We start from the raw sequence: 17,046 nt of genomic DNA on the forward strand, positions 1-17,046 counted from the left end.
CGGACTCCGGTCCGCTCGGCGCAGGTTCGTCGCAGGCGTCGCATCGGCGGCGCGTTCCTCGTTTCCAGAGGGGCGCGACATAGGGCCCAACGCCCCCGGCGTCAATGAAATCAACTGTCGCATCAGAGAAACGCGATTGCGGCGACGCGGCGTCAGGGACATGGTCCGGCTCCGATGACCGACCTCCCCCCCGACCCCGATTCCGTCCCCTCCGCCCTGGAGGCGGCCGACACCTCGATGCGCGCCCTGCTGCGGCAGAGCGACTTTCTGTTCTTCTGGGTGGCGCGTTTCGTCTCCACTTTGGCGGTGCAGATCCAGGGGGTGACGATCGGCTGGCAGGTCTACACCCTGGCCCGCGAAACCGGCCACAACGAGGGCCAGGGCGCCTTCCTGCTCGGCATGGTCGGCCTGGCCCAGTTCGTGCCGCTGTTCTTCCTGGCCCTGACCGCCGGCGAGACCGCCGACCGCCACGACCGCAAAACCATCGTCACCGCGGCCATCGGCGTCGACATCCTCTGCGCCGGCGGCCTGGGCCTGCTGGCCTGGTCGGGCCACAAGGCCCTGTGGCCGATCTTCGCCCTGGCCATGCTGTTCGGGGCCGGCCGCGCCTTCCTGTCGCCGGCCTCCAGCGCCATGGGGCCGATGCTGGTGCCGCGACCGCTGCTGCCGCGGGCCATCGCCTGGAACTCGCTGTCCTGGCAGACGGGCTCGATCGTCGGCCCGGCCCTGGGCGGCCTGCTGTGCGCGATCTCGCCGGCCACGGCGTTCGGGACCTCGGTGGGGCTGTTCCTGGTCGCCGGCCTGCTGCTTCTGGGCATCAAGGCCTCGACCAAGCCGGTGGTGCAGCCCGGCTCGCGTTGGACCCTGATCAAGGAGGGCCTGGTCTATACCTGGCGCAACAAGATCGTCTTCGGCTCGATCTCGCTGGACCTGTTCGCCGTGCTGCTGGGCGGGGCCACGGCCCTGCTGCCGGTGTTCGCCCGCGACGTGCTGCATGTCGGGGCCGAGGGCTTCGGGATCCTGCGCGCCGCCCCGGCGATCGGGGCGACCGTGGTGGCCTTCTATCTCGCCAGCCACCAGATCCGCCGCCGGGCCGGCCTGACCATGTTCCTGGCCGTGGCGGTCTTCGGCGCCGCCACCGTGGTGTTCGGCCTGTCGCAGTGGATCTGGCTGTCGGTGGCGGCCCTGACGGTGCTGGGCGGGGCCGACATGGTCTCGGTCTATATCCGCCAGACGCTGGTGCAGCTGGTCACCCCCGACCCGATGCGCGGCCGGGTCGCCGCGGTCTCGGGCCTGTTCATCAGCGCCTCCAACGAGCTGGGCGAGTTCGAGAGCGGCGTCGCCGCCCGCTTCCTGGGCCCGGTCGGCGCAGCGGTGTTCGGCGGCGTCGGGGCGCTGGTGGTGACCGGGGCCTGGGCGCGGATGTTCCCGGACCTGCGCAAGGCGGATCGGTTGGAGTAATTCCAGAGCGCGATGGTTGAAGGCTGAATCACCTTTCCCCCGTCTCCCCGGCGAAGGCCGGGGCCCAGGTTCAGCCGTCGCATTGGACGCTTATCCGAAACACACAGCCCTACGATCTGGACCCCGGCCTTCGCCGGGGAGACGGACAGGATGACGGGGTTATTGACTGGCCAACTTCCGCAACGCCTCGCCCGTCATCCGCCGCACGATCCACTCGTCCAGCGCCGCCGCGCCAAGGCTGTCATAGAAGGCGATCGACGGGGCGTTCCAGTCGAGCACCGCCCATTCCAGCCGGCCCAGGTTCTCGTCGACGCAGCGCCGGGCCAGGTTGGCCAGCAGGGCCTTGCCCGCGCCGCTTCCCCGCGCCTGCGGCCGCACGAACAGATCCTCCAGATAGATTCCGTGCCGGCCGACGAAGGTCGAGTAGTTGTAGAACCACAGGGCGAAGCCGACGGGGGCGCCATCGATCTGGGCGATGTCGCAGAAGGCGCGCGGATTTTCGCCAAACAGCGCCTCGGCGACGTCGCCCTGGGTGGCCTCGACCGCGTCGAGCAGCTTTTCATATTCCGCCAGGTCGCGAATGAACTGATAGATCAGGGCGGCGTCGGCGGCGACGGCGGGACGAACGACGACTTGGGCGACTTTGGCGGCGGCGGACATATGGCGGTCTCTTCGGACTATCTGGATTTCGTGCTCGAACAGCTGGCCCCGGTTGGGCCCCTGACCTCGCGGCGGATGTTCGGCGGAGTCGGCCTCTACGCCCAAGGGCTGTTCTTCGCCCTGATCGACGACGACGTGCTGTACCTCAAGGGCGACGAGGCGATGCGGCCCGATTTCGAGGCCGCGGGCAGCCAGCCGTTCTGTCCGTTCCCCGAGGCCCGACCGATGGCCTATTGGAGCGCCCCGGCCGAAGCGCTGGACGACGGCGAGCTGATGGTCGCCTGGGCCCGACGCGCGATGGCGGTGGCGGCGGCGCGGAGGAAGCGCAAACCCTAGCCCCCTTTTATCCGCTCATCCCGGCGAATGCCGGGACCCAGGTCATAGGGCAGGTGTTCACGATAGATCCTGGATTCAGCGGGTGGATCTGGGTCCCGGCGTTCGCCGGGATGAGCGGATTTAGGAATCATCCGATCACCACCCCCGGCGGCGGCTCGCTGTCCTCCGGCACGAAGAAGTCGGGCATCAGGGACGCGGTCGGGTCGACGCGGTAGCGGTCGAAGTCGCGCACGCCCTCGGCGTAGAGGAAGCTGTCGTCGATCACGAACTGGCCGGTGAAGTCGCGCGACGGCTTTTCAAAGATCGCGTGGGCGGCGTCGGCCATGATCTCGACCGTGCGGCAGTGCTTGAGGCCCGCCTCCCCGGCCAGGGCGAACTGGACGGCGGCGGTGGCGATGGCGGTGCGCGGCCACAGGGCGTTGCAGGCCACGCCGTCGGCCCGGAACTCCTCGGCCATGCCCAGCATGCACAGGCTCATATTGTACTTGGCCATCGAATAGGCCACGTGCGGCGCGAACCAGCGCGGCTTGAGGTCCAGCGGCGGCGACAGGGCCAGGACGTGCGGATTGGCCGCCTTCTTCAGGTGCGGCAGGCAGATTCTGGTCGTCAGGAACGTGCCGCGCCCGTTGATCTGGTGCATCAGGTCGTAGCGCTTCATGTCGGTCGCCAGGGTGCCGGTCAGCGAGATGGCCGAGGCGTTGTTGACGCAGATGTCGACGCCGCCGAACGTCGCCACCGCCTGGTCGACGGCGGCCTGGACGCTGGCCTCCTCGCGCACGTCGACCACCAGCGGCAGGGCCTTGCCGCCGGCCGCCTCGATCTCGGCGGCGGCCGTGTAGATGGTGCCCGGCAGCTTGGGATGGGGGTCGGCGGTCTTGGCGGCGACGACGATATTGGCCCCGTCGCGCGCCGCCCGCAGGGCGATGGCCAGGCCGATGCCGCGCGAGGCGCCGGTGATGAACAGGGTCTTGCCGGCTAGGGACTTGGACGGGCTCATGGAGGCTTTCTCGACGGTTGCGGCCTGGATTGCAGACCCTGATCCTCCGGGGTCCGCCCGGCAAGGTGGATGCCGCGGCTAGAGCTGCAGGACCAGATAGAAACGCCCACCTTATCCCGTCTCCCCGGCGAAGGCCGGGGCCCAGATCATAGGGCTGTGTATTTCGGACAAGCGGCCAGCACGACGGCTGAACCTGGGCCCCGGCCTTCGCCGGGGAGACGGGGTGAAATGTGATTCAGCCTTCAATCATCCAGAGTTGCAGGACCAGAAGCCCCACGGCGATCGCCAAGCACAGCGGTCCATAGGCGCGGCGGTTCAGCGTCGCGAACGGCGTGCCCTCGGCATAGCGGAAGATGGATGGGACATAGGCCGCCAACCCCCGGGCAGCGAAGACGGCGAACAGGACCCAGCGCGCGAACCGCAGCAGCGGATCCCAGGCGGTCGAGATCAGCGTCGCGGCGACCAGGGCGGCGCCGGTCGCCAGGGCCAGGCCGACCGCGGCCGAGGCCGGGAGGCCCGGCGCGCGCATGCCGCGGGTGCGTCCCACCACGCGCTCGACCAGCGAGGCCTCGTCATGACCAGGCCAGCGGCCGCCCAGTCCCCAATAGAGGTGGATCCCCGCCAGGGCGAACAGCACCGCCGCCAGGACGATCGCCAGCGCCATCTCAGCCGACCTTGCTGAAGTCCGGCGGCCGGCGCTCGGCGAAGGCCATGAAGGCCTCGCGGGCCTCGGCGGTCTGCAGCCGCTCGCCGAACAGGGCCGCCTCCTTGTCCATCAGGGCGGCGATCGCCTCGCCGTCGCGCATCAGGCGCTTGGTGACGGTCAGGGCCCCCAGCGGCCGTGTCGCCACCTGGTCGGCGGCGGCCCGGGCCCGAGCCCGCAGCTCGTCGCGCGGAACGACGGCGTTGGCTAGGCCCCATGCGGCGGCCGTGGTCCCGTCGACCGCCTCGCCCAGGGCGAACATCGCATAGGCGCGGGCGTGGCCGATGCGGGCCGGCAGCAGCAGGCTGGACGCGGCCTCCGGCACCAGGGCCAGGTTGACGAAAGGTACGGTCAGGCGGGCGTCGGGGCTGACAAACACCAGGTCGCAGTGCAGCAGCATGGTCGTGCCGACCCCGACCGCCTGGCCGTGGACGGCGGCGACCAGCGGCCGCGTCGCCAAGGCCAGGGCCCGGATGAACCGCAGCACATGGCGCTCGCCGGTGAAGGCGCCGGTGGCCTGGGCGGCGAAGTCCTGCAGGTCGTTGCCGGCGGTGAAGGCGTCGCCGTCGCCCTGGAACACCACCACCCGCACCGCCGGGTCGGTCTCGGCCCGCTCCAGGCTGTCGGCCAGCACGCCGTACATGGCGTTGCTGAGGGCGTTCTTCTTGTCCGGGCGCGACAGGGTGAGGGTCATCACGCCGGCCTCGACCTCGACCTTCACGTACTCGGTCATGCGGGATCTCCTTTGGGGAACTTGGTTTGGAGGCTGGCCAGCCAGCGGCTGACGACGGCGATCTCGGCCTCGGTAAAGCCGGCGGTGAGCTGGTCGTTGAGGCCCGCGACCCCGGCCTTGGCCGCCTCGCGGGCCTTCAGCCCCCTTGAGGTCAGGTGCAGGCGCAGGGCGCGGCCGTCCTTGGGATCGGGCCGGCGCTCGACCAGCTCGGCCCGGGCCATGCGGTCGATCAGGCCGGTCATGGCCGAGGGAGCCAGATCCAGGGCCTCGGCCACCTCGCCGATCAAGGCTCCGTCACGGGCCCCTAGCACGAACAGCGCCCCGGCCTGGGCGGCGGTCAGCCCGTCCTGGGCGGCCATCCGGGCCTCGACATGGCGCTGCACGCGGCGGTGCGCGACATTGAGCAGGAACACCAGGCGACGGTCGGGCGGCGTGGACATGGCGCCACGTTATAGTTCGCGCGCGAAATATCAAACGAATGTTTTTATCAGGGAAGAGCCCGGTACCAGTTCACCCCCTCGCCGTCGGTCTCCCGCACCGCCAGCCCGCGGCCGATCAGGCAGTTGAGATGGGCCAGGGCCTCGCCGGTGGCCATGCTCAGCAGGTCGGAGCCAATCGGCCGGGCGAACAGCGAACCGAAGGTGTCTATGGCGCGCCGAGGCTCGGCCAGCTTGCCCGCCAGCCGCGCCAGGGCCCGCTCGTGGCCGGAGATCAGCCCGTCGATGCGGGCGTGCAGCCCCCGGAACGGGTCGTTGTGGGCCGGCAGCACCAGCACCGTGTCGGGCACGGTCGCCTTGATCCTGGCCAGCGAGGCCAGCCAGTCGGTCAGCGGGTCGGCGTCGGGCTCGGTGGGGAACACCGAGACGTTGGACGAGATGCGCGGCAGCACCTGGTCGCCCGAGATCAGCACGCCCAGTTCCTCGCACCACAGGCAGGCGTGGTCGGGCGAATGGCCCTGGCCGGTCACCACCCGCCAGTCGTGGCCGTCGATCGCGAACACCTCGCCGTCGGTCATCCGCCGGTAGCTGTCGGGCAGGGGGTAGATCATCTTGCCGAAGCCGCCGAACCGGGTCCGGTAGTTCTCGATCTCCTCTTCGTCCCAGCCGGCGGCGCGGAAGAACCGCACCCCGTCCTCGGGCGCTTCGCGGCCGGTGTCGGCCGCCAGCATCCGGCACTGGAAGTATTCCAGCCGCGTCATCCACAGCCGGACGTCGAAGCGGCGGGTGATCCAGCCGGCCAGGCCGACATGGTCGGGATGCAGGTGGGTGGCGATGACCCGGGTGACCGGCCGCCCGCCCAGGGCCTGGGCGAAGGCCGCGCGCCAGGCCTGCGAAGTCTCGGACGTATGGAAGCCGGTGTCGACCACCGCCCAGCCGTCGCCGTCGGCGATCGCCCAGACATTGATGAAGCCCAGCGACCCGCCCAGCGGCTGGCGCAGCCACAGCACCCCCGGCGCGACCTCGACGGCCTGGCCCGATCCCGTCTCGGGGACGGCCTCGAACGGATAGACCAGCCGCGGCCGCCGCGGCTCGGACGCCTGTTCTTCAGGCCCCTCCTCGATCCCGTCGCGCATTTGGCGTCCTCCGTCCTCGGCCGATCGTCATGTTTACGCCCTCGTCGGACGACATCTTGACCCTCGATGCAAGCGGGCCTTAAGTCCGCCGCGAGGAATTTACCCAGGAGACGTACCCCCATGAGGCCCTTCGCGATCGGCCTGACGGCCGCCCTCGCGCTCGCCGTGCTCGTTCCGGCCGCCGTGATTTCGGCGCCGAAGGAGAAGGACAAGCCCGCCGCCGTCGACGCCAAGGCCCGCGAGGCCGGCATGAAGGCGGCCCCCGCCGTGGCCCAGGCCGCCAACCTGGCCTGCACCGTCACCGACGCCCGCCTGATCGGCAACGACAAGAAGAGCGGCACCGACTATTACGAAGTCGCCTGCCAGCAGGGCCTGGGCTTCGCCCTGGTCGCCAAGAAGGACGCTCCGCCGCAAGGCTACAGCTGCCTGGAGACCGGCCAGCCCGGCGCCGACGGCAAGCCCAGCGCCCTGGCCTGCATCCTGCCCGCCAACGCCGATCCGAAGTCGGGCCTGGCTCCCTACGTCAAGAAGTCCGGCGTCCCCTGCGACATCGAGAACGCCCGCGCCATCGGCGCCGGCGCCAAGAACGCCTATTTCGAAATCGCCTGCAAGGGCGGCACGGGCTACATCCTGCAGACCTCCAGCCCGATCAATCTCGACCAGGACGTCGTCGCCAACAGCTGCCTGCTGTACGACGACGGCGGCAATGTCAGCTGCAAGCTGACCGACAAGGCCACCCAGCTGGCGATCGTCGATCCCCTGGCCGCGGCCTCGGGCAAGAACTGCGCGGTCAAGGACAAGCGCTACGTCCTCAGCACCAAGACCGACAACTATTTCGAAGTCGCCTGCCAGGACGGCAAGGGCTACATGCTGCAACAGGCCGCCACCACCGGCGCCCTGGTCAAGGCCATCGACTGCGCCCAGGCCAGCTTCGTCGGCGGCGGCTGCACCCTGACCGACAGCCGCGCGGCCGAAACCGCGCAGGCCGGCCTCTACACCAAGCTGGCGAGCAAGGCCGGCTTCGACTGCAAGGTCGAGAAGTACGGCATGCTGCCCAGCGACGACCCCAAGAAGGAAATCGTCGAGATGAAGTGCTCCAACCGTCCGGACGGCGGCATCGGCGTCTTCACCGGCACCAGCAGCACGGTCTACGACTGCGTGACCTCGGAAATGAACGGCTACCGTTGCAGCTTCACCAAACCCGACGCCGTCTATCCCCGCCTGACGGCGGATCTGAAGGGCCTGGGCAAGAATACCTGCACCGTCTCCGGTTCGCGCATCATCGGCCAGACCGCGACCCAGGGCTTTGTCGAAGTCGCCTGTTCGGACGGCCTGCCAGGCTGGGTGATGGCCTATCCGCTGGGCCAGACCACCCCCAAGCCCGCCGAACTGCTGTCCTGCCTGCAGGCCAAGGGCATCGGCGGCGGCTGCAAGCTGCCGACCAACGCGACCAAGAGCTAGCTCGGGCCCAGGCCTGAACGCAGAAGCCCGCCAGGAGCGATCCCGGCGGGCTTTTTGCTGCGCGATCCCGGCGGCTTGGAGCCGGCGGGTATCGAAAAAGGCGAGAAAACCGCAGGGCCTTGATTTGGCAAGGCCCGGCCGCTCTCCACCCTGCAGATCGCGGGGATTGACAGACACACGCCCAAGTCGAACCCTCCCTGCTGCGACGTGCGGGGGAAGCGATGCCCAAGGCGACCATGATCCTCAACACCGGCCTGCGCCTCGGTGCGATCGCCGTCGGCGCCCTGGGCCTGGCGACCCTGGCCTATGTCCACGCCGTGCAGCGCAAGGCCGACGCCGCCGAGACGGCCTTCTGGAGCCTGGACGGACCGCCCTGCCCGACCCTCGACAAGGCCGCCTACGAACAGGCCCCCGGCAAGGCCAAGACCACGGTCTACAAGGACGCCAGCTACGAATACCGGGTCGGCCACATGATGTGCACGCTGCGCCCACGCAAGGGCCTGCTCGGCGGCGACTATCCGGTGTGCCAGTTCACCGGCCCGGTCTTCCTCGGCGTCAGGACCGCCCAGTCCGAGGCCTATTTCGCCCTGCCCTCGGTCCAGGCCGCCCGAGTGGCGATCCTCGACGGCCAGACCCGCTGCGTCCTGGCCCACCGGTTCAGGATGAGCGATCACCGCTAGGGGCGGTCTCGCCCGCCTGCTTGACCTTCAGCTCGGCGCTTTCTTCCTTCAGCGGCTTGGACACCGGGCAGACCTCCTGGACGAAGTCGTTCAGCGTGTTGACCAGGCTGTCGCGCACCAGGCTGTAATGGACGAACTGGCCGCGTTTCTCGCTGCGGACCAGGCCGGCGGCCTCCAGGATCGACAGGTGCTGCGACACCGCCGGCTTGGAGATCGAAAACCGCGAGGCGATGTCCCCCGCCGTCAGTTCGGCATGGGCCAGATAGGCCAGGATCTTCCGGCGGACCGTCGAGGAGAGGGCTTCGAACACACGTTGCATGTGAGGGTATTTAATCGCTTCGCTAACCGCTTGCAAATAGGCAGGAAGGTATTTAAGGAATAGCTTATCAATAGGGAGCAATCATGACCCCGGCTGTCCCGTTTCATCCTCGCGAAACCGCCCGCTGCCTTGGCGCGGGAAACGTGCTCGCCGCCCTGGTCCTGGCTACGGCGACCGGGTCAGGCCTGACGGCCCTGCTGTTCGTCGGCGGCGCCGCCCTGCCTCCCTCTATCGACAGGATCGTCATGGCGATCCCGGATCTGCCGTTATTCTTTTTCTCTGCTTGCCCGGTCTGGCTAGCCGGCCTGATGGCCATCGGCGGACCCTGTTGGTGGATGCTGCACCGGTTGGGCGCCCGATCACCGTGGACGGCCCCTCTGGCCGGCGCGTTGCTGACCTTGTTGACCGCGGGCGGATACCTCGCCCTCTCGCCCACCGAAAGAAGCTCGATCGAAGCTTGGATGTTCGTCGCCGGCCTAACGGCGATCGGTGCGGTCACTGGTCGCGTGCTGGTCAAGATCGCATACGCAAAAGGAGCCGCGCGATGAACCACGACGATCCCTACGCCGTGCATTCCATCATCCCCTCCCCCGCCGACGACGCCGTCACCGGCCGGGTGGTCTGGGCGCCGGCGACCTCGATCTGGCAGGGCGTGATGTTGGCCGGAGCCCTGGCGGCGCCGTTCGTCTTCAGTTGGAGCGGCCTGCTGGTCTTCGTTGCCCTGACCGGCGCCACCCTGCTGGTCGGGCACTCGGTCGGTTTCCACCGACGGCTGATCCACGGCAGCTTCCAGAGCCCGCGGTGGCTGGACCACCTGATGATGTACGCCGGCACGCTGGTGGGCATGAGCGGGCCGCTGGCGATGATCGCCGCCCACGACCTGCGCGACTGGGGCCAGCGGCAGGCCGACTGCCATCCCTACCTGTCCAACCGAGCCGGTTTCTGGACCGACTACGCCTGGAACCTGCACGGCCGGCTGGTGCTGGCCTCGCCGCCGCGGGTCGAGATTCCGGCCCGGATCGCCGGCGACCGGTTCTACCGTTTCCTGGAGCGGACCTGGATGCTGCAGCAGCTGCCGGTCGCCGTCGCCTCGTTCGCCCTGGGCGGCTGGTCGTGGCTGCTGTGGGGCGTCTGCGCGCGGGTCTGCGTGTCGGTGACCGGCCACTGGTATGTCGGCCGCCTGGCCCACCGCACCGGGCCGCAGCGCTGGATCGTCGAGACCTCGGGCGTCCAGGCCCACGACGTGCCCTGGGCGGCGATCCCGACCATGGGCGAGGCCTGGCACAACAATCACCACGCCTGGCCGGGCTCGGCCAGACTGGGGCTCTATGCGGGCCAGGCGGACCTGGGCTTTGGGTTCATCCGGCTGCTGGAGCGGCTGGGGCTGGCGTGGGACGTGCGGACGCCGGAGAGCCTGCCGGAGCGGACGGGGTTGGTGGGGGTGTAGGGGGCTTCGATCTGGCGCCTCAACATTGCGGCCGCGGCTCGCCCCAATCCTCGTCATCCTCGGACTTGTTCCGAGGACCCCTCGTCCGGCCGAGCTGCCCATTGAAGCAAGACCGCGATCTCACCGCCACAGGGATCGTCCTTCTTCGCGGTTGAAACAGGGGTCCTCGGAACAAGTCCGAGGATGACGAGTCCAAAAGGGGAAGGCACAGCCCCTCCCCAATCCGCCCGCCACGGCGAGGCCGCGCCTTAAATCCTTGTAGGCAAGCCTGCTCTGGCGTCTGGCCGAGTCAAGGACGACGCTCCGCGTCGCCGCGACGCGGCCGCCGCCGGCGGGGCGTGGGTGGGCCCGACGCCCGAGCGCCGCGGCGACAGGGGGGTAAGGCGTGGCCGCATCCGAGGCGGATGGCGGTTTGCCCCGAGGGGGCGTTCGGAGTGTCGCAGAAGGGTGGAGAGGGGCCCTTGCGCGGACGTCAGGCTCCACCCATACCGAGGTATGGCCGAAGCCGTGCTTTTCGATCTTGATGAGACGCTGTTGGACCGCACGACTTCGCTGCGGTCCTTCCTGAGGGACCAGTTCTTCCGCTTCAACGAACACCTGGGGAGAGCCGACTATCCCATCTGGGAAGAGCGATTCCTCAAGTTGGACGCACGCGGGTCCCAGCCAAAATCCAAGGTCTACCCAGTTCTACTGGATGAGTTTGGCGGGAAAATCGCAGAGGCGAACCGGCTCGTTGCCGACTACGCGGAGAACTGCTGCAAACATGCCCAACCGTTCGAGGGCATGACTCGCGTCCTGGTGCAGCTCCGGGGCACTGGCAAACGGCTCGGGATCGTGACGAACGGCGAGAGCGCCTTTCAGTCGCGGCACCTTGAGGCGCTGGACCTATGGCGATTAGTAGATGAGGTGCTGGTTTCCGAGGAAGAGGGCCTTCGCAAGCCTGACCCGCAGCTATTTCTGCGTGGAGCGAATAGGCTGGGCGTCCCGCCGGAGCAGTGTCTTTTCGTCGGCGACAATCCCCGCGCAGATATCTTGGGAGCGGCGGCAGTGGGCATGCAGACAGCTTGGTTCCGGTGCGGCCAAGCCTGGCCAGATAATCTACCCAGAAATCCTGGCGCTACAGTCGACACCCTGTACGAGGTAGTCACGCTCGCCGGTTAGCGGACCATTTAAACGTCCGACTAGGGTCGAAAGCCGACCCCCCAGCCCTATTCCGCACCCCCGATCGCCCCCCACACCGCCAGGGCCTGCGCCGTCTCACGCACGTCATGCACCCGCACCGCCGCCACGCCGCAGGCGGCGGCGTAGAGGTGGGCCGCCAGCGAGCCGCCCAGCCGGGCGGCGGGATCGGCCGCCAGCGGGTCCAGCGCCGCGATGAAGCGCTTGCGGCTGGCCCCCAGCAGCACCGGGTAGCCGAGGGCCACGAAGCGTGGCAGGGCGGCCAGCAGGGCCAGGTTGTGGGCCGGGGTCTTGCCGAAGCCGATGCCCGGGTCCAGCCAGATCTTCTCGCGCGCCACCCCCGCGGCCATCGCGGTCAGGGCCCGGGCCAGCAGGAAGGCCTCGACCTCGGCGACCACGTCGTCGTAGCGCGGGTCCGTCTGCATGGTTCCCGGCTCGCCGAGCATGTGCATCAGCACCACCTGGCAGCCGAGCTCGGCGGCGACCTCCGGGGCGTCGGACGCGAAGCGCAGGGCGGCGACGTCGTTCCACAGCGTCGCCCCGGCGGCGACGGCGGCCCGGGCCACGGCCGGCTTCATGGTGTCGATCGAGATGGCCACGTCGCTGTGGGCGCGGATCGCCGCGATCAGCGGCACGACGCGGGCGATCTCCTCCTCGGCCGCGACCGGGGTCGCGCCGGGCCGGGTGCTCTCGCCGCCGATGTCGAGGATCGCGGCCCCGTCGGCGACCAGCCGCAGGGCCTGGGCCAGGGCCGCCTCGGGCCTGAGGAACCGGCCGCCGTCCGAGAAGCTGTCAGGCGTGACATTGACGACGCCCATGACGCGGGGGATGGCGGACGACTGGAAGGACATGACGCTGTTCTAGAACCTTCGCCAGTTAGATTGGTGCGCACCCAAAACACCGCTCATCCCGGCGAATGCCGGGACCCAGGTGAAGCCCGCAAATCGCCCAGGATGGATCTGGGTCCCGGCATTCGCCGGGATGAGCGGAAGTGGGTCAAGGCGGATCACCCGGATTCAGGGGCGTCCACCCTCCCCTACCAGCCAATAAACGCCGTGAAGTCGAGGCCTCGCCAGAACAGCACGGCCCGCGCGCCCAGAAAAAAGCCGGGTCGGCGAACCGACCCGGCTTCAATCTTTCGCGGCTCGAAAGAGCCTAGGCCGTCACGCCGGCGGGCGAGACGGGGACCGAGGCTACGGGACCAGTGGGCTTCTTTTCCACCTCTTCCTCGCGGACCGGCCGGACGCCCTTCATCACGCCGATGATCTCGTCGCCGCTGAGGGTCTCGAACTCCAGCAGGGCCTTGGCGACCGCGTGCAGGTCCTCCAGCCGTTCGGTCAGGATGCGGCGGGCCTCGTCCTCGCCGCCCTTGACCAGGCGGCGGACCTCAGAGTCGATCTTGATCATCGTCTCAGGCGAGACGTTCTGGGTGCGGGCCACCGAGTGGCCGAGGAACACCTCGTCCTGGTTGTCGCCATAGGCCACGGTGCCCAGCTCGTCGGAGAAGCCCCAGCGGGTGACCATGTTGCGGGCCAGGCTGGTGGCGGCGCTGATGTCGCTGGAGGCGCCCGAGGTGACATTCTCCTTGCCGAAGATCAGCTCCTCGGCGACCCGGCCGGCCATCATGATGGCTAGGCGCGAGGTCATCTGGGTGAAGTTCATCGAATAGCGGTCGCCCTCGGGCAACTGCATGACCATGCCCAGGGCGCGGCCGCGCGGCACGATGGTGGCCTTGTGCACCGGATCGGCGACCGGCACGCTCAGCGCCACCAGGGCGTGGCCGCCCTCGTGATAGGCGGTGTTGCGCTTTTCCTCTTCGCTCATCGCCATCGAGCGGCGCTCGGCGCCCATCATCACCTTGTCCTTGGCGTATTCGAAGTCGTGCATGGTGACCATGCGACGGTTCTTGCGCGCCGCGGTCAGGGCCGCCTCGTTGACCAGGTTGGCCAGGTCCGCGCCCGAGAAGCCGGGGGTGCCGCGGGCCAGGGTCTTGACGTCGACGTCGGCGGCCAGGGGCACGTTCTTCATGTGGACGCGGATGATCTTCTCGCGGCCGGTGACGTCGGGATTGGGCACCACCACCTGGCGGTCGAAACGGCCCGGACGCAGCAGGGCCGGGTCCAGCACGTCGGGCCGGTTGGTGGCGGCGATCAGGATGATGCCTTCATTGGCCTCGAAGCCGTCCATCTCGACCAGCAGCTGGTTGAGGGTCTGTTCGCGCTCGTCGTTGCCGCCGCCCAGGCCGGCGCCGCGGTGGCGGCCGACGGCGTCGATCTCGTCGATGAAGATGATGCAGGGCGCGTTCTTCTTGGCCTGCTCGAACATGTCGCGCACGCGGCTGGCGCCGACGCCGACGAACATCTCGACGAAGTCCGAACCGGAGATGGTGAAGAACGGCACGCCGGCCTCACCGGCCACGGCGCGGGCGATCAGGGTCTTGCCGGTGCCGGGCGGGCCGACCAGCAGGGCGCCCTTGGGGATCTTGCCGCCCAGGCGCTGGAACTTGGCCGGGTCCTTGAGGAACTCGACGACTTCCTGCAGCTCTTCCTTGGCCTCGTCGACGCCGGCGACGTCCTCGAACAGCACGCGGTTCTTGTTCTCGGTCAGCAGTCGGGCCTTGGACTTGCCAAAGCCCATGGCGCCCTTGGTGCCGCCCTGCATCTGGCGCATGAAGAAGATCCACACCCCGATCAGCAGCAGGATCGGCAGCATCTGCAGCAGCAGGCCCACCAGGCTGAAGCCGCCGCGCTGATAGACGATCTCGGCCCCGCGGGCCTCAAGACGCTTGACCAGGTCATCGGAATTGGGCGGCACGTTGACGGTGTAGGGCTTGCCCGCCTTGGGCTCGACCTTGACCACGTCGCCGTTGATGTCGGCCTTCCGGACCTGGCTGGCGTCGATGTTGCGCAGCAGTTGCGAGTAGCTCACCTCGCCGCCGCCGCCGGTTTTTCCGCCCTGGCTCACGACGCCATAAGCCATGACCAGCACCAGAACGATCACCGCCCAGATGCCCAGGGTCTTGAAATTCATACGCGTTGTCTTCCCAACGTAAAGTCTCTGACCTTCCAAGATAGGACGGCCTAGCCGGTTTCGCCACGCGCGGGGATATCATGTCGCGGGTTCTTGATCGACAAGGCCGATGGCCGCATCGAAACGATCCCCGACGAGACAGCGCGCGCGCGCCGGAAAAGCCCCTGCAAGGATCGGGCAAGTCACGGTCCCGGCGGCGTCGACCACCGCCGGCAGGGGGGCGCGGGCGGCGGGCGGCAGGGCCTTCAGCGCCTGGCGCTGGGCCGGCGGCAGCCGGGCGGCCAGGCCCTGCAGCGGCCGCACGGTCAGGCCGGGATCTTCGGCGACGAGTTCGTAGCGGCCGTCCCAGACCATGGGCTGGCCGACGGGCAGGTCGACCGGAGACAGGCCGCCGCGGCGGGCCTCGCCCGGCTCGCGGTACAACCGCACGACTGGGCCCGTCGCCTCGATCCGGGCGCCGGCCAGGGTGGCGGTGAAGGCCTCGCCGGCCCGGATCCGCGCCGCCAGCCGCGCCAGCCGTTCGCCGCGCGGCGGTTGGGCCGTGCCGGCCGCGCACAGGCAGGCGGCGGCGATGTGGGCGGCGGGGGCGTCGCGGAGGAGGGTGAGGTAGCCGGCGGCGGCGTCTCCCTTCCCCCTGGATGGCGGAAGGGTCGGGGATGGGGGTGGAAGCGCGTCCGGATGAAGCTCGAACGCAGCAGCTTCCGCCGGCGGCGGCGCCCCCCCCCCTAGCCCCTCCCCCCTCCAGGGGGAGGGGAATCGCGTCGCCAGCAACCGCCGCGCCTGGGCCCGGGCGTAGGTCGGATCCTCATTGGCCGGGTCGTCGAGCCAGGTCTCGCCGCGGGCCCGCAGCCAGCTTCGGAGTTCGTCGCGGCCCACGGCCAGCAGCGGCCGCAGCACGAACACGCTCCGCCCCTCCGGCCAGACCGGCGACGGGGCCCAGTCGCGGGGATCGGAGACGGTCGAGCCCTGCGCCCGCATGGCGGCGGCCTCGGCCAGGTCGTCGCGGGTGTGGCCCAGCAGCAGGACTTTAGCCCCCGCCTGGCGCGCGGCCTGGGCCAGCAGGGCGTGACGGGCGCCGCGGGCGGCGGCGGGCAGGCCGGTGGCGGGCTTGTCGCCGGTCCAGGCCAGGGCCCGGGCGGCGGCGCCCAGCGCCTGAGCCTTGGCGACGGCGTCGGCGGTCCAGGCGGCGCTGGCGGGGTTGAGCCGGTGGTCGACGGTGAGGGCCAGCACCGATCGGCCGTGGACGCGGGCCCAGTCGAGCGTCAGGATCAGCAGGGCCAGACTGTCGCCGCCGCCCGAGAAGCCGACCGCCAGGGGGGCCTCGGCGTTGACGGCGAGGCGGCGGTCCAGAGCGGCGGTGACGGTGGGGAAGGTCAAATAGAAATCCGCTCATCCCGGCGAACGCCGGGACCCAGATTCATCCGGAACGGCTCGCGGGTTTCACCTGGGTCCCGGCATTCGCCGGGATGAGCGGATAAAGATCAAGCCGCGCACTTGGCCTGGACCCGCGTGGTCGCCGCCTTGGAAGTGATCGCCGATGGGGCCTTGGGATAGCGGCGGGCCAGTTCGTCCAGGGTCTTGCAGGCGTCGGCCGGCTTCTTCAGGGCGACCAGCGAGCGCGACAGCTTCAGCACCGCGTCCGGCGCCCAGCTGGTCTGGGGCCAGCCGCGCACGGCGGCCAGGTACGAGCCGGCCGCGTCGCCATAGGCCTCGCGCACGAACTGGGTCTCGCCCAGCCAATAGCGGGCCTCGGGGGTCTTGGCGCTGTCGGGAAAGGCCTCGACATAGCCGGCGAAGGCGCTCTCGGCCGCGGCGTAGTCGCCGTCCAGCAGCAGCTGGCGGGCCGACTTGAAGGCCTGGGCCGGGTCGGTCGAGGCGGCGGGCGGCGGCGGCGGAGGCGGCGGCGGCACGGCGGCCAGGGCCGCGGCCTCCTGGTCGGCGATCTTCTTTTCCAGGGCGGCCAGGCGCTGGTCGAGGGCGTCGGCGCGGGCCTTCTGCGAATCACCGGCCCGGCGGGCCTCGTCCAGGTCGTGGGTCAGGCCCTCGTTCTGGCCGTTCAGCTTGGTCAGGGTCTGTTCCAGGTCGTTCAACCGCTCGGACAGGGCGGCGATCTGGGCGTCGGTCTCGGCGGCCTGCACGACCACCGGCTTGCCGGTGTCGCGGCCCTGGAAGACGATCGACCGCAGCTCGCGGACCACCTTCTCCATCTTGTCCAGGCGCTTGACCGAGCGGTCGTCGAGGGGATCGGGCATGGCGGTCTGGGCCAGGACCGGAGGAGCCGTCATGACCGGAGCCAGGGTCAGGACGGCGGCGAGCAGGGCGGCTTTCAGCTTCATGTCGGCGATTATGCCCCGGTTGCGGACAAAAGTGCGGCGCTAAACAAAAGCCCTCCCCCTGGATGGGAGGAGGGTTGGTGGGGTGACAGCGGAACCGCCGCGTCACCCCCATCCCCGGCCCTTCCCCCATC

At 69.5% G+C, this 17,046-nt stretch carries 18 protein-coding genes; 7 read left to right on the forward strand and 11 right to left on the reverse strand.

What is annotated here, in order from left to right; translation table 11 throughout:
* Positions 1-174: 174 nt before the first annotated feature.
* Positions 175-1,461 (forward strand): MFS transporter, encoded by a 1,287-nt coding sequence (locus ACIPQB_RS18395; RefSeq protein ID WP_446486707.1) that lies wholly within the window; start codon positions 175-177, stop codon positions 1,459-1,461.
* 159 nt (positions 1,462-1,620) lie between these two features.
* On the opposite strand, the gene ACIPQB_RS18400 is transcribed toward ACIPQB_RS18395, so the two are convergent.
* Entirely contained in the window at positions 1,621-2,121 is a 501-nt protein-coding gene (locus ACIPQB_RS18400) for an N-acetyltransferase family protein (protein ID WP_446486708.1), read from the reverse strand.
* Between ACIPQB_RS18400 and ACIPQB_RS18405 the strand changes: the two genes are divergently transcribed.
* Complete coding sequence (locus ACIPQB_RS18405; protein ID WP_446486709.1) at positions 2,122-2,457, forward strand: TfoX/Sxy family protein; 336 nt, start codon at positions 2,122-2,124, stop codon at positions 2,455-2,457. It abuts the gene before it with no gap.
* Positions 2,458-2,584: 127 nt separating this feature from the next.
* On the opposite strand, the gene ACIPQB_RS18410 is transcribed toward ACIPQB_RS18405, so the two are convergent.
* From ACIPQB_RS18410 to ACIPQB_RS18430, 5 genes are all read right to left on the reverse strand, one after another.
* Positions 2,585-3,454 carry an SDR family oxidoreductase gene (locus ACIPQB_RS18410; RefSeq protein ID WP_446486710.1) on the reverse strand — a complete coding sequence of 290 codons (870 nt, stop codon included), beginning with the start codon at positions 3,452-3,454 and terminating at the stop codon, positions 2,585-2,587.
* 235 nt (positions 3,455-3,689) lie between these two features.
* A complete protein-coding gene (locus ACIPQB_RS18415; protein WP_446486711.1) occupies positions 3,690-4,118 on the reverse strand; it encodes a DUF3995 domain-containing protein in 429 nt (142 codons plus the stop codon).
* A 1-nt stretch (position 4,119) separates the two neighbouring features.
* Positions 4,120-4,890, reverse strand: coding sequence for an enoyl-CoA hydratase (locus ACIPQB_RS18420; protein ID WP_446486712.1), 771 nt, complete (start codon positions 4,888-4,890; stop codon positions 4,120-4,122).
* On the reverse strand, positions 4,887-5,330 hold the full coding sequence (locus ACIPQB_RS18425) for a MarR family winged helix-turn-helix transcriptional regulator (RefSeq protein ID WP_446486713.1): 444 nt from the start codon (positions 5,328-5,330) through the stop codon (positions 4,887-4,889). The genes ACIPQB_RS18420 and ACIPQB_RS18425 overlap by 4 nt, the downstream gene beginning before the upstream one ends.
* A 47-nt stretch (positions 5,331-5,377) precedes the next feature.
* On the reverse strand, positions 5,378-6,463 hold the full coding sequence (locus ACIPQB_RS18430; protein ID WP_446486714.1) for an MBL fold metallo-hydrolase: 1,086 nt from the start codon (positions 6,461-6,463) through the stop codon (positions 5,378-5,380).
* A gap of 120 nt (positions 6,464-6,583) precedes the next feature.
* Here ACIPQB_RS18430 and ACIPQB_RS18435 point away from each other — a divergent pair, with 120 nt between their 5' ends.
* Both ACIPQB_RS18435 and ACIPQB_RS18440 read left to right on the forward strand, forming a co-directional pair.
* On the forward strand, positions 6,584-7,924 hold the full coding sequence (locus ACIPQB_RS18435) for a hypothetical protein (RefSeq protein ID WP_446486715.1): 1,341 nt from the start codon (positions 6,584-6,586) through the stop codon (positions 7,922-7,924).
* A gap of 221 nt (positions 7,925-8,145) precedes the next feature.
* Positions 8,146-8,604, forward strand: a complete 459-nt coding sequence (locus ACIPQB_RS18440) for a hypothetical protein (RefSeq protein WP_446486716.1) — start codon at positions 8,146-8,148, stop codon at positions 8,602-8,604.
* On the opposite strand, the gene ACIPQB_RS18445 is transcribed toward ACIPQB_RS18440, so the two are convergent.
* The gene (locus tag ACIPQB_RS18445; RefSeq protein WP_446486717.1) at positions 8,582-8,923 is read right to left on the reverse strand and encodes a metalloregulator ArsR/SmtB family transcription factor; all 342 of its coding nucleotides are present in this window, start codon (positions 8,921-8,923) and stop codon (positions 8,582-8,584) included. The genes ACIPQB_RS18440 and ACIPQB_RS18445 overlap by 23 nt on opposite strands.
* A gap of 83 nt (positions 8,924-9,006) precedes the next feature.
* Here ACIPQB_RS18445 and ACIPQB_RS18450 point away from each other — a divergent pair, with 83 nt between their 5' ends.
* The 3 genes from ACIPQB_RS18450 to ACIPQB_RS18460 all read left to right on the forward strand — a co-directional run bounded on the left by ACIPQB_RS18450 (position 9,007) and on the right by ACIPQB_RS18460 (position 11,531).
* A complete protein-coding gene (locus ACIPQB_RS18450) occupies positions 9,007-9,471 on the forward strand; it encodes a hypothetical protein (RefSeq protein ID WP_446486718.1) in 465 nt (154 codons plus the stop codon).
* On the forward strand, positions 9,468-10,370 hold the full coding sequence (locus tag ACIPQB_RS18455; RefSeq protein ID WP_446486719.1) for an acyl-CoA desaturase: 903 nt from the start codon (positions 9,468-9,470) through the stop codon (positions 10,368-10,370). The genes ACIPQB_RS18450 and ACIPQB_RS18455 overlap by 4 nt, the downstream gene beginning before the upstream one ends.
* A 495-nt stretch (positions 10,371-10,865) precedes the next feature.
* Positions 10,866-11,531: an HAD family hydrolase gene (locus tag ACIPQB_RS18460; RefSeq protein WP_446486720.1), complete on the forward strand. Its 666-nt coding sequence runs from the start codon at positions 10,866-10,868 to the stop codon at positions 11,529-11,531.
* Between the two features lie 47 nt (positions 11,532-11,578).
* Here the strand turns inward: ACIPQB_RS18460 and folP are convergent, their stop codons facing one another.
* The 4 genes from folP to ybgF form a co-directional block, all read right to left on the reverse strand.
* On the reverse strand, positions 11,579-12,400 hold the full coding sequence (gene folP, locus ACIPQB_RS18465) for a dihydropteroate synthase (protein ID WP_446486721.1): 822 nt from the start codon (positions 12,398-12,400) through the stop codon (positions 11,579-11,581).
* 304 nt (positions 12,401-12,704) lie between these two features.
* Complete coding sequence (gene ftsH, locus ACIPQB_RS18470) at positions 12,705-14,579, reverse strand: ATP-dependent zinc metalloprotease FtsH (RefSeq protein WP_446486722.1); 1,875 nt, start codon at positions 14,577-14,579, stop codon at positions 12,705-12,707.
* Between the two features lie 78 nt (positions 14,580-14,657).
* Complete coding sequence (gene tilS, locus ACIPQB_RS18475) at positions 14,658-15,956, reverse strand: tRNA lysidine(34) synthetase TilS (RefSeq protein WP_446486723.1); 1,299 nt, start codon at positions 15,954-15,956, stop codon at positions 14,658-14,660.
* A gap of 104 nt (positions 15,957-16,060) precedes the next feature.
* On the reverse strand, positions 16,061-16,915 hold the full coding sequence (ybgF, locus tag ACIPQB_RS18480; protein ID WP_446486724.1) for a tol-pal system protein YbgF: 855 nt from the start codon (positions 16,913-16,915) through the stop codon (positions 16,061-16,063).
* Positions 16,916-17,046 lie beyond the last annotated feature (131 nt).

Source organism: Caulobacter sp. LARHSG274 (assembly GCF_052871235.1).

Excerpts from the sequence above, each read along its gene's own strand:
- ACIPQB_RS18460 (WP_446486720.1), top strand. The coding sequence starts at position 10,866 with ATGGCCGAAGCCGTGCTTTTCGATCTTGATGAGACGCTGTTGGACCGC.
- ACIPQB_RS18440 (WP_446486716.1), top strand. The coding sequence starts at position 8,146 with ATGCCCAAGGCGACCATGATCCTCAACACCGGCCTGCGCCTCGGTGCG.
- ACIPQB_RS18435 (WP_446486715.1), top strand. The coding sequence starts at position 6,584 with ATGAGGCCCTTCGCGATCGGCCTGACGGCCGCCCTCGCGCTCGCCGTG.
- ACIPQB_RS18405 (WP_446486709.1), top strand. The coding sequence starts at position 2,122 with ATGGCGGTCTCTTCGGACTATCTGGATTTCGTGCTCGAACAGCTGGCC.
- ACIPQB_RS18430 (WP_446486714.1), bottom strand. The coding sequence starts at position 6,463 with ATGCGCGACGGGATCGAGGAGGGGCCTGAAGAACAGGCGTCCGAGCCG.
- ACIPQB_RS18415 (WP_446486711.1), bottom strand. The coding sequence starts at position 4,118 with ATGGCGCTGGCGATCGTCCTGGCGGCGGTGCTGTTCGCCCTGGCGGGG.
- ACIPQB_RS18425 (WP_446486713.1), bottom strand. The coding sequence starts at position 5,330 with ATGTCCACGCCGCCCGACCGTCGCCTGGTGTTCCTGCTCAATGTCGCG.
- ACIPQB_RS18450 (WP_446486718.1), top strand. The coding sequence starts at position 9,007 with ATGACCCCGGCTGTCCCGTTTCATCCTCGCGAAACCGCCCGCTGCCTT.
- ybgF (WP_446486724.1), bottom strand. The coding sequence starts at position 16,915 with ATGAAGCTGAAAGCCGCCCTGCTCGCCGCCGTCCTGACCCTGGCTCCG.
- folP (WP_446486721.1), bottom strand. The coding sequence starts at position 12,400 with ATGTCCTTCCAGTCGTCCGCCATCCCCCGCGTCATGGGCGTCGTCAAT.
- ACIPQB_RS18445 (WP_446486717.1), bottom strand. The coding sequence starts at position 8,923 with ATGCAACGTGTGTTCGAAGCCCTCTCCTCGACGGTCCGCCGGAAGATC.
- ACIPQB_RS18455 (WP_446486719.1), top strand. The coding sequence starts at position 9,468 with ATGAACCACGACGATCCCTACGCCGTGCATTCCATCATCCCCTCCCCC.
- ACIPQB_RS18420 (WP_446486712.1), bottom strand. The coding sequence starts at position 4,890 with ATGACCGAGTACGTGAAGGTCGAGGTCGAGGCCGGCGTGATGACCCTC.
- ACIPQB_RS18410 (WP_446486710.1), bottom strand. The coding sequence starts at position 3,454 with ATGAGCCCGTCCAAGTCCCTAGCCGGCAAGACCCTGTTCATCACCGGC.
- ACIPQB_RS18395 (WP_446486707.1), top strand. The coding sequence starts at position 175 with ATGACCGACCTCCCCCCCGACCCCGATTCCGTCCCCTCCGCCCTGGAG.
- ftsH (WP_446486722.1), bottom strand. The coding sequence starts at position 14,579 with ATGAATTTCAAGACCCTGGGCATCTGGGCGGTGATCGTTCTGGTGCTG.
- ACIPQB_RS18400 (WP_446486708.1), bottom strand. The coding sequence starts at position 2,121 with ATGTCCGCCGCCGCCAAAGTCGCCCAAGTCGTCGTTCGTCCCGCCGTC.